This is a genomic window from Bacillus cereus group sp. BfR-BA-01379, from assembly GCF_022663605.1.
GTDB lineage: Bacteria > Bacillota > Bacilli > Bacillales > Bacillaceae_G > Bacillus_A > Bacillus_A mobilis.
Window position 1 is genome coordinate 1 of sequence record NZ_JAKUFT010000124.1, and the last position, 7774, is coordinate 7774.

Here is a 7774-nt window from a genome sequence, read left to right on the forward strand (position 1 = left end):
GAAGCAATTCGCTCAAAATAGAATACCTATAAAATATAAAAGGCTGTACCAAATTAATTTGGTACAGCCTTTTCATAGAAGAAGAAAAATAATTTTTCAATTTTGGTCATCGACCTCTTTTACCATCATTGGTCATCGGTAAAAAGTAACAGTGTGATTGGTTATTGGATGATTGGTTGTCCCTTTGCCATCACAAAATCTCATTTTACAAAAGCGGTCTTCTTCTATGCCTTGAAGCGGAGTCTCACCACTTCAAGGTTTAAAAGTATTTTTCACCATCGAAGTCTAGTTCAACCGCGTAGTTTTTCGCATTAATTAAATTGGACAATCTATTAGCTTGTCTCTCTAACTCTAAACCTTTTACACGATATACTTCAGGATCGAACATCGCTACTTTTAAAAGAGACGATGTTTCACCGTAAGAATATACATGCTCTTCTTTCTTACTCACGCCAAACTCTTTACACTTTCGAGCTTTCGCACGTAACTGTGTTGCGAGCTCTATCGCTTCAACAATCGTTACGTTTTCTCCGTTGAAATTAACTTCGTTTTGAATATTTGCTTCATACATCAATTTATCTAAAAGACGAAAATCAGCGCGAACTTCATCTAATTCCTGTTCCACCTGTACCAATGTACGCGTCTGTTTTGGAAGTGTATCACCTTTTTCAATTTCAACAAATCCAATTTGGTTCATCTCTTCTTCTAATTCATGTATTCTTTTCGATAATACGCTTTTTAATTTTACAGCTTCTGCTAAAGAAATGTTAGACATAGTCTCCCCCTTATATCTCTTCCTTCTGCTCCTCTAAAGTAGGTACTTTCTCTTTTTTCGGTTTCCCAAGCTTAATTACTAAGAAATATAGGGAAAGCAATGTAATAAGAAAAACGATTATAAACGGATACGGAGAATAAAAGGCACGCGCCGCCTCCGTTTTTCCCGCAACAAACTTCAATGACTCAATATCTAAAAACTCAGCAAACATTTGTACACCGAGCATACTAAACCAAAAAACAAAAAAACTAATAATAATACCAAAAACTTGCTTCAATCTCGTCATTCATCTCATCCTTTCTATTTGTGTAATTTTTTAGCGCAATCAATATAGTATAAATACAACTATGCACAGAAAGGAGCTATCTTACCATTCGCGAATTAACTTCATCCAACCTAAAATTGAAATTTGCAAAATAATACCCCAAATAACAAGCAGTCGCAACCATCTAGGAAAGAAAGTTACAAATCGAATATACCATTCCAATAGCTTGTTCATAACGCCCTCCTCCTTAAAATTATATAGGAAAAAGGAGATATAATCCAAATCCAACCAAAATGATACCGCCTACTATCTCACCATATGTGCCGAGCATATCTTTCGCATGCCTACCAATTAATAAACCAAGCCACGCTAATAACATACTAACAAACCCAAAAAGTAATATCGTAATAAGTGTCTGCGCCCCGTAAATACCAAGACTAAGGCCTACTGAAAAACTATCTATACTAACACCAAATGCAAATACGAATAAGCTAATTCCAATAGGGGCCGTTCTAGTCTCTTCATTCTCCAAAACAGATGAATATACAATATAAAATCCTAGTCCAATTAATAAAATAGCACCTGCAAAATGTGCAACATCTCCATACTGCTCTGATAAAAAACGACCTAATACCATCCCTATAAATGGCATGATAATATGAAATATCCCTATCGTCATACCGATATACAGGATTTGTCTTCCCTTTAAGGTCATCATTCCCATACCAAGACTCACCGAGAACGCATCCATCCCTAAGGCGAATGCCATAATTGTTAAAGGTAGTAGCTGTTCAAACGTCATTCATGTCCCTCCTCGGACGTGCTACTTCAAAATATGCTTATCCGAGGAGAAATATTCTGTTTGCTAATCGTACCTTATCATTCAGTAATAATTTGATGCCCTGCCGCTTTCGTTAAACGATTCATAATGGCATTCCCTATTCCTTCATTCGGGAATGATTCACTAAAAATAACATCCACTTCACTTGCATCAAACGTTCTAAGTACATCATATAATTTAGTCGCAACGCTTGCTAAATCGCTTCGAACACCACAAGACAATACAACATCTGCGTTGTATACATGCTGATACTCTTCTGTCGTTAATACACCTACTTTGAACCCTTCTTCTTTCTTCTCATCCACAAGGCGTTGAATAAATTCACGTGAACCTTCCACAATACTCAGTGGCGCTTTCGGTGCATAATGTGTATATTTCATTCCAGGTGATTTCGGTTTTTCCTTCTCATCCTTTAAAGCCGGATCTAAAGAAACAGTACCAATCACCGCTTCCAATTGTTCTTTCGTAATCCCACCTGGGCGTAATATCGTTGGAACATCGCTCGTACAATCAATTACAGTCGATTCAACACCTACTCCAGTCGCACCACCATCTACAATACCTGCGATTTTCTCATTTAAATCTTCATATACGTGAGACGCTAATGTCGGACTTGGACGACCAGAACGATTCGCACTCGGTGCTGCAACAGGTACATTTGCCTCTTCAATAAGAGCAAGCGCTACTGGATGATCAGGCATTCTTACTCCAACCGTATTAAGTCCTGCCGTCACCTTCTCTGAAATTCCTTCTTTTCTAGGTAAAATAATTGTTAACGGACCTGGCCAAAAATGTTCCATTAACTTCTCTGCAACTGGCGGAATTTCTTTCACAATCCCGTCCAACTGTGACTTTGTACCGATGTGGACAATCAGTGGATTATCACTCGGTCTTCCTTTCGCTTCAAAAATTTTCGCGATTGCTTCATCATTCATCGCGTTGGCGCCTAGTCCATATACCGTTTCTGTAGGAAAGGCAATCGCCTCGTTTTCCCTTAATAATTTTGCTGCTTCTTGTAACTGTGGATAATATTTATTTCTTTCCACAACATTATCCACAACCCACATATTTGTATGCATTTTTTCACACGTCCTTTTCTACCCTGAAATACTTGTCTATTTTTAGTTTACTATGAGATTTATCCAAAAGACAAACAAGGTTTATCCACAAAATGTGGATAAACCTAATTAATCCGTGGATAACTTTGTGAATAGCTGACAATTTAGTATTATTGCATTTGGCTCTTTTATATTTTTACAAAAGTGTTCTAACTGTCGAATTCTCTCTGGTACGTTTTCTTTCTCTATAGTAACAAAGTCAAAAAACTGAAAGATTGTTATAGATTGTGGATGATTTGTTAGTAAGTACAATTGTCGAATATTTTTTTCTTTCATATACTGCAAAAACATTTCAAAAAAATATAAGAAAGTCTGTTTATCCACATTAGGTGTGAATAAACAAGAACGAATCAGTGCGTGTTCTTCACTTTGTTCATATCCGATAACAGCCCGTATTTCTTCCGCCTCTTCCAAAATCATAAATTGCGCGTACAACTCATTTATTTTATCATCTTTTTTATTAGCTTGTCCGAAAAAAGAATGCAATCTTTCCACATCTGCTTTCGTTGCAAAATATACTTTCTTCATAGTAAATCCCTCCTCTTTTTTATATATGAGAAGGGATTTACTAATAGTACTATTTAGAGAATAAAGATGTAAAAGCTTCTACAATAAATAACTTCACTTCTGGCTTTTCTTCTTCCTCCTCTACTTTTACATACTCATTTTGTTTTTCTTGCTTTTGTTCCACAGGTTTTTCCACAGTTTTTGTTTCTTCTTTACTTACAGGTTGTTCTTCTACTTTCGTTTCATTTTTTACTAATTTCTTTTCAGAAGCTGTTACTTTTTTTGCAACTTCCTGCTTTACAACTTTCGTTTCTTTCACTTTATCCTCTTTCTTCTCTCTTACATCCACTACTTCCTCATCTTGTTTCTTAACTTCTCCTTCTTCAGGAGATTCAGCCTTCACAACATGTTCTTCTTTCCTTACAGCTGTACCACTTGAAAAATCCAAGAAACACATCGGCGGAAATAATACACACCACCAGTTTGCCCCTTCACCTTCCCCAATTGTAATCAATACCGCCTCATATTCCCCTGCTGGGTAAATAAAATTCCCATATACCTTTGTAGGAAACTTTACATTCTTACTGAATTTCACTTGAAATGAATCTTTACTTCCTTCTTTTTTCAACGTATTTGCCACTGTTTTTTCGATTTCTGGAATATGACTTTGAATGACTTTGCGCGCCTCTTCAAATGAAGTTAAATCCGCTACCCATCCATCAATTTGTGCTTTTACTTCATCACGCACTTTGCGCTTTAACGCCTGATCTTTATCTGAATCACTATTTGCTAAAATTCGTAATCGAACGGCCTCTTTCGGAATAACTGAAGGCCCTTTCGCATCAGCTTTCATATATCCAAACTGCACAAGCAACTGTGCACCAATTAATAATAGAAGAAGATAAGCAATAACTTGTTTTTTCATTTCCTCCACCGTCCCTTCTACAAACAGTGTGGACAGACTTTCATCTTTCTAAACTATTAAATTCAAAATCTATATAAATTTTCCCACAAAAAATAGAGTAAGGTCTGAACCTTACTCCATCTCTGCAAATACCATACGATCTTTTCCGTTAATATCAAAAACAACCTCAACATGAGCATGTGGAAAAGTTTGTTGTAACAACCCTTTCACGTCCTCACCTTGCCCTACTCCAATTTCAAATGCCACAATTGCTTTCTTCTGCAACACATTCGGCAACTCTTCCATAAAACGGCGATAGAAATCTAATCCGTCTTCACCGCCAACAAGCGCTCTCTTTGGCTCATGCTCTTTCACCACAGGAGAAAGGCCACGCCAATCCTCTTCTGGTATATATGGGGGGTTTGAAACAACAACATCTAACTTTTGACCTGTTTTATGAAATGGCGATAATAAATCACCGTGATAGAACGTTACTTCTGCGCCCAAAGTTTTTGCATTTTCTTTCGCAACTTCAATCGACTCTTGTGCAATATCTACCGTATACACATGAAGATTTTTATTTTCTAAAGCAAGCGTAATAGAAATCGCTCCACTACCTGTACCGATATCTGACACATGCAGTTTCTCATCACCAAAATGACGCTCGATTCTTTCTAACACTCCCACTATAAGCTCTTCTGTTTCCGGTCTTGGTATTAATACTTCTTCATTCACAAAGAACGACCGTCCATAAAACATTTCATAACCAATCATATATTGAATAGGAATACCTTCTACATGCTTATGAATAAACTCCGTAAAACTTGTTTCTTGTTCCACAGTTATTTCTTCACGCATATTCATGAGCATTCCGGTTCTGTTCGTCTTTAATACATGGCAAAGGACAATTTCTCCCGCATTTTCATCTCGTCCATTTTCCTGTAAAAAAGAAGAAGCCCATTTCAGGGCTTCATAGACACGCATTACTCAGCTGCCTCCATCTTTTGAGCCTGATCTTCCATCACTAAGGCATTGATGAAATCATCTAACTTACCTTGTAAGATTTGATCTAGCTTTTGAATCGTTAAACCGATTCGATGGTCTGTAACACGGTTTTGCGGGAAATTATACGTACGAATACGCTCTGAACGATCACCAGTACCAACAGCTTGTTTACGGTTTTGATCATACTCAGCTTGCGCTTCTTGTCTAAACTTATCATAAACACGTGCGCGTAATACTTTCATCGCTTTTTCTTTATTCTTAATTTGTGATTTTTCATCCTGACACGATACAACTACACCAGTCGGTAAATGCGTTAAACGTACCGCTGACATCGTTGTATTAACACTTTGTCCACCAGGACCACTAGAAGCAAACGTATCAACACGAACATCTTTTTCATGAATACTAATTTCTACTTCTTCTGCCTCTGGTAATACAGCTACAGTTGCTGTAGATGTATGAATACGTCCACCAGATTCCGTTTCAGGAACACGTTGTACACGGTGAGCACCATTCTCGAATTTTAGCTTCGCGAACGCACCTTTACCGTTAATCATAAAGATAATCTCTTTATATCCACCTAACTCTGTATAGCTCGCTTCGATAATTTCAGTTTTCCAACCTTGTACCTCAGCATAACGGCTATACATACGATATAAATCACCAGCAAATAAAGCTGCCTCATCACCACCAGCAGCACCACGAACCTCAACGATAACGTTTTTATCATCATTAGGGTCTTTTGGAACAAGTAAAATTTTCAGACGCTCTGACAATTCTTTATCTTGTCCTTCTAATTCAGAAACCTCTTCTTTTACCATTTCACGCATATCAGCGTCTAACTTATCTTCTAACATTGCTTTTGCATCTCTTAATTGCTCACGAACATCTTTATACTCACGGTACACCTCTACCGTTTCCTGCATATCAGATTGTTCCTTTGAATACTCACGAAGCTTATTCGTATCACTAATAACCTCTGGGTCACTTAACAATTCATTTAACTTCTCATAACGATCTTCTACAGCTTGCAAACGATCTAACACACCATTCACCTCTACATCCTAGTATCTAATACAATTAGTATATGGTACTTAATAAAAAAAACGCAAATTATATTTAAAAGTGGAGGTGGCTCACTCAGCTCTGACTGCCTAACGTTCTTAGCTGTACGAAGAGCCGACCACCAATCTTCATCTATTTTGAAAAAAACCCGCTCTACATAGCGAGTTTCATTTATCTTTGTTTTGTAGGTACTGCATGGCAATGACGACAACGTGGTTCATACGATTCTGAAGCCCCAACTAAAATAATCGGATCATCAAATGCCGCTGGTTCTCCATCGATTAAACGTTGCGTACGACTTGCAGGAGATCCACATGCAGAACAAACTGCCTGCAATTTAGTTACATGTTCAGCAATCGCCATTAGCTGAGGAACTTGTCCAAATGGTAGACCACGGAAATCTTGGTCTAATCCAGCTACAATGACACGATAGCCACGATTTGCCAATACTTGCACCACTTCCACAATGTCCCCATCAAAAAATTGTACCTCATCGATTGCAATAACATCCATTTCTTCTGTTACATGGTTAAATATATCTTTTGACGCTGAAACAGGAACTGCTTTAACCTTTAATCCATTATGTGATACAACATCTTCTTCACTATAACGATTATCAATACATGGTTTAAATACAATCGCATGTTGTTTCGCAAATTGCGTACGGCGTATACGGCGGATGAGCTCTTCTGACTTTCCAGAAAACATACTCCCGCAAATCACTTCAATCCAACCATTTTGATTCATTAAGTACATTGAGCTCTCCTTTCATCTACTTTCCTAATCCAAAGTAGGGTAAAGGTTTAATATTTTTGCAAAAAAAACAGACAAGCGAATACATACACTTGCCTGTTTTATGTTCTTTATTACTTGATACCGTACTTCTTATTGAAGCGGTCAACACGTCCGTCTGCAGTAGCAAACTTCTGACGTCCAGTGTAGAATGGGTGAGAATCAGAACTGATCTCAATTTTTAGTAATGGATAAGTGTTACCATCTTCCCACTCAACAGTTTCGCTAGAGCCTTTAGTAGACCCGCTTAAGAATTTGAAGCCTGTGTTCGTGTCCATAAATACAACTTTATTGTAATTTGGATGGATTCCTGCTTTCATTCTTTTCATCTCCTTCCGCCCTGAATCATTTTCGAAACAGAGTTTTTCATCTTCAGCTGCTTACACAACTATATTGATGAAACACATATGATGAAATTATAACAAGGCTAACTCCATTTTGCAACTACCTGTTTTTGTCTTTTTGAATTTAAAAGCAAAAGCGGCTCGTTTAGAATCGCAGG

General features: G+C 37.5%; 11 protein-coding genes. All 11 read right to left on the reverse strand.

Translation table 11 applies throughout. The annotated features are described in order from the left end of the window. Positions 1-259: 259 nt before the first annotated feature. The gene (locus MR113_RS26095) at positions 260-775 is read right to left on the reverse strand and encodes a hypothetical protein (protein WP_073517196.1); all 516 of its coding nucleotides are present in this window, start codon (positions 773-775) and stop codon (positions 260-262) included. A gap of 10 nt (positions 776-785) precedes the next feature. Then, on the reverse strand, positions 786-1061 hold the full coding sequence (locus tag MR113_RS26100; RefSeq protein ID WP_000197468.1) for a DUF3935 domain-containing protein: 276 nt from the start codon (positions 1059-1061) through the stop codon (positions 786-788). Positions 1062-1142: 81 nt separating this feature from the next. Then, on the reverse strand, positions 1143-1274 hold the full coding sequence (locus tag MR113_RS28420) for a hypothetical protein (RefSeq protein ID WP_001037631.1): 132 nt from the start codon (positions 1272-1274) through the stop codon (positions 1143-1145). A 19-nt stretch (positions 1275-1293) separates the two neighbouring features. Then, positions 1294-1842: a manganese efflux pump MntP gene (locus tag MR113_RS26105; RefSeq protein WP_242257361.1), complete on the reverse strand. Its 549-nt coding sequence runs from the start codon at positions 1840-1842 to the stop codon at positions 1294-1296. A gap of 77 nt (positions 1843-1919) precedes the next feature. Continuing rightward, positions 1920-2960, reverse strand: coding sequence for an L-threonylcarbamoyladenylate synthase (locus MR113_RS26110; protein WP_061680027.1), 1041 nt, complete (start codon positions 2958-2960; stop codon positions 1920-1922). A gap of 108 nt (positions 2961-3068) precedes the next feature. Beyond that, the gene (locus MR113_RS26115) at positions 3069-3527 is read right to left on the reverse strand and encodes a GNAT family N-acetyltransferase (protein ID WP_242257362.1); all 459 of its coding nucleotides are present in this window, start codon (positions 3525-3527) and stop codon (positions 3069-3071) included. Positions 3528-3576: 49 nt separating this feature from the next. Then, the gene (gene spoIIR, locus MR113_RS26120; RefSeq protein WP_242257363.1) at positions 3577-4431 is read right to left on the reverse strand and encodes a stage II sporulation protein R; all 855 of its coding nucleotides are present in this window, start codon (positions 4429-4431) and stop codon (positions 3577-3579) included. A 111-nt stretch (positions 4432-4542) separates the two neighbouring features. Beyond that, entirely contained in the window at positions 4543-5394 is an 852-nt protein-coding gene (gene prmC / locus MR113_RS26125; RefSeq protein WP_242257364.1) for a peptide chain release factor N(5)-glutamine methyltransferase, read from the reverse strand. Then, positions 5394-6461: a peptide chain release factor 1 gene (gene prfA / locus MR113_RS26130; RefSeq protein ID WP_033656424.1), complete on the reverse strand. Its 1068-nt coding sequence runs from the start codon at positions 6459-6461 to the stop codon at positions 5394-5396. The genes prmC and prfA overlap by 1 nt, the downstream gene beginning before the upstream one ends. A 190-nt stretch (positions 6462-6651) precedes the next feature. Further along, a complete protein-coding gene (locus MR113_RS26135; protein WP_000281086.1) occupies positions 6652-7236 on the reverse strand; it encodes a thymidine kinase in 585 nt (194 codons plus the stop codon). Between the two features lie 110 nt (positions 7237-7346). After that, a complete protein-coding gene (locus tag MR113_RS26140) occupies positions 7347-7592 on the reverse strand; it encodes a type B 50S ribosomal protein L31 (RefSeq protein ID WP_000643447.1) in 246 nt (81 codons plus the stop codon). Positions 7593-7774 lie beyond the last annotated feature (182 nt).

Coding starts and splice junctions, on each gene's coding strand:
- MR113_RS28420 (WP_001037631.1), bottom strand. CDS start 1,274: ATGAACAAGCTATTGGAATGGTATATTCGATTTGTAACTTTCTTTCCT.
- spoIIR (WP_242257363.1), bottom strand. CDS start 4,431: ATGAAAAAACAAGTTATTGCTTATCTTCTTCTATTATTAATTGGTGCA.
- MR113_RS26110 (WP_061680027.1), bottom strand. CDS start 2,960: ATGCATACAAATATGTGGGTTGTGGATAATGTTGTGGAAAGAAATAAA.
- prmC (WP_242257364.1), bottom strand. CDS start 5,394: ATGCGTGTCTATGAAGCCCTGAAATGGGCTTCTTCTTTTTTACAGGAA.
- MR113_RS26135 (WP_000281086.1), bottom strand. CDS start 7,236: ATGTACTTAATGAATCAAAATGGTTGGATTGAAGTGATTTGCGGGAGT.
- MR113_RS26105 (WP_242257361.1), bottom strand. CDS start 1,842: ATGACGTTTGAACAGCTACTACCTTTAACAATTATGGCATTCGCCTTA.
- MR113_RS26140 (WP_000643447.1), bottom strand. CDS start 7,592: ATGAAAGCAGGAATCCATCCAAATTACAATAAAGTTGTATTTATGGAC.
- MR113_RS26095 (WP_073517196.1), bottom strand. CDS start 775: ATGTCTAACATTTCTTTAGCAGAAGCTGTAAAATTAAAAAGCGTATTA.
- MR113_RS26115 (WP_242257362.1), bottom strand. CDS start 3,527: ATGAAGAAAGTATATTTTGCAACGAAAGCAGATGTGGAAAGATTGCAT.
- MR113_RS26100 (WP_000197468.1), bottom strand. CDS start 1,061: ATGACGAGATTGAAGCAAGTTTTTGGTATTATTATTAGTTTTTTTGTT.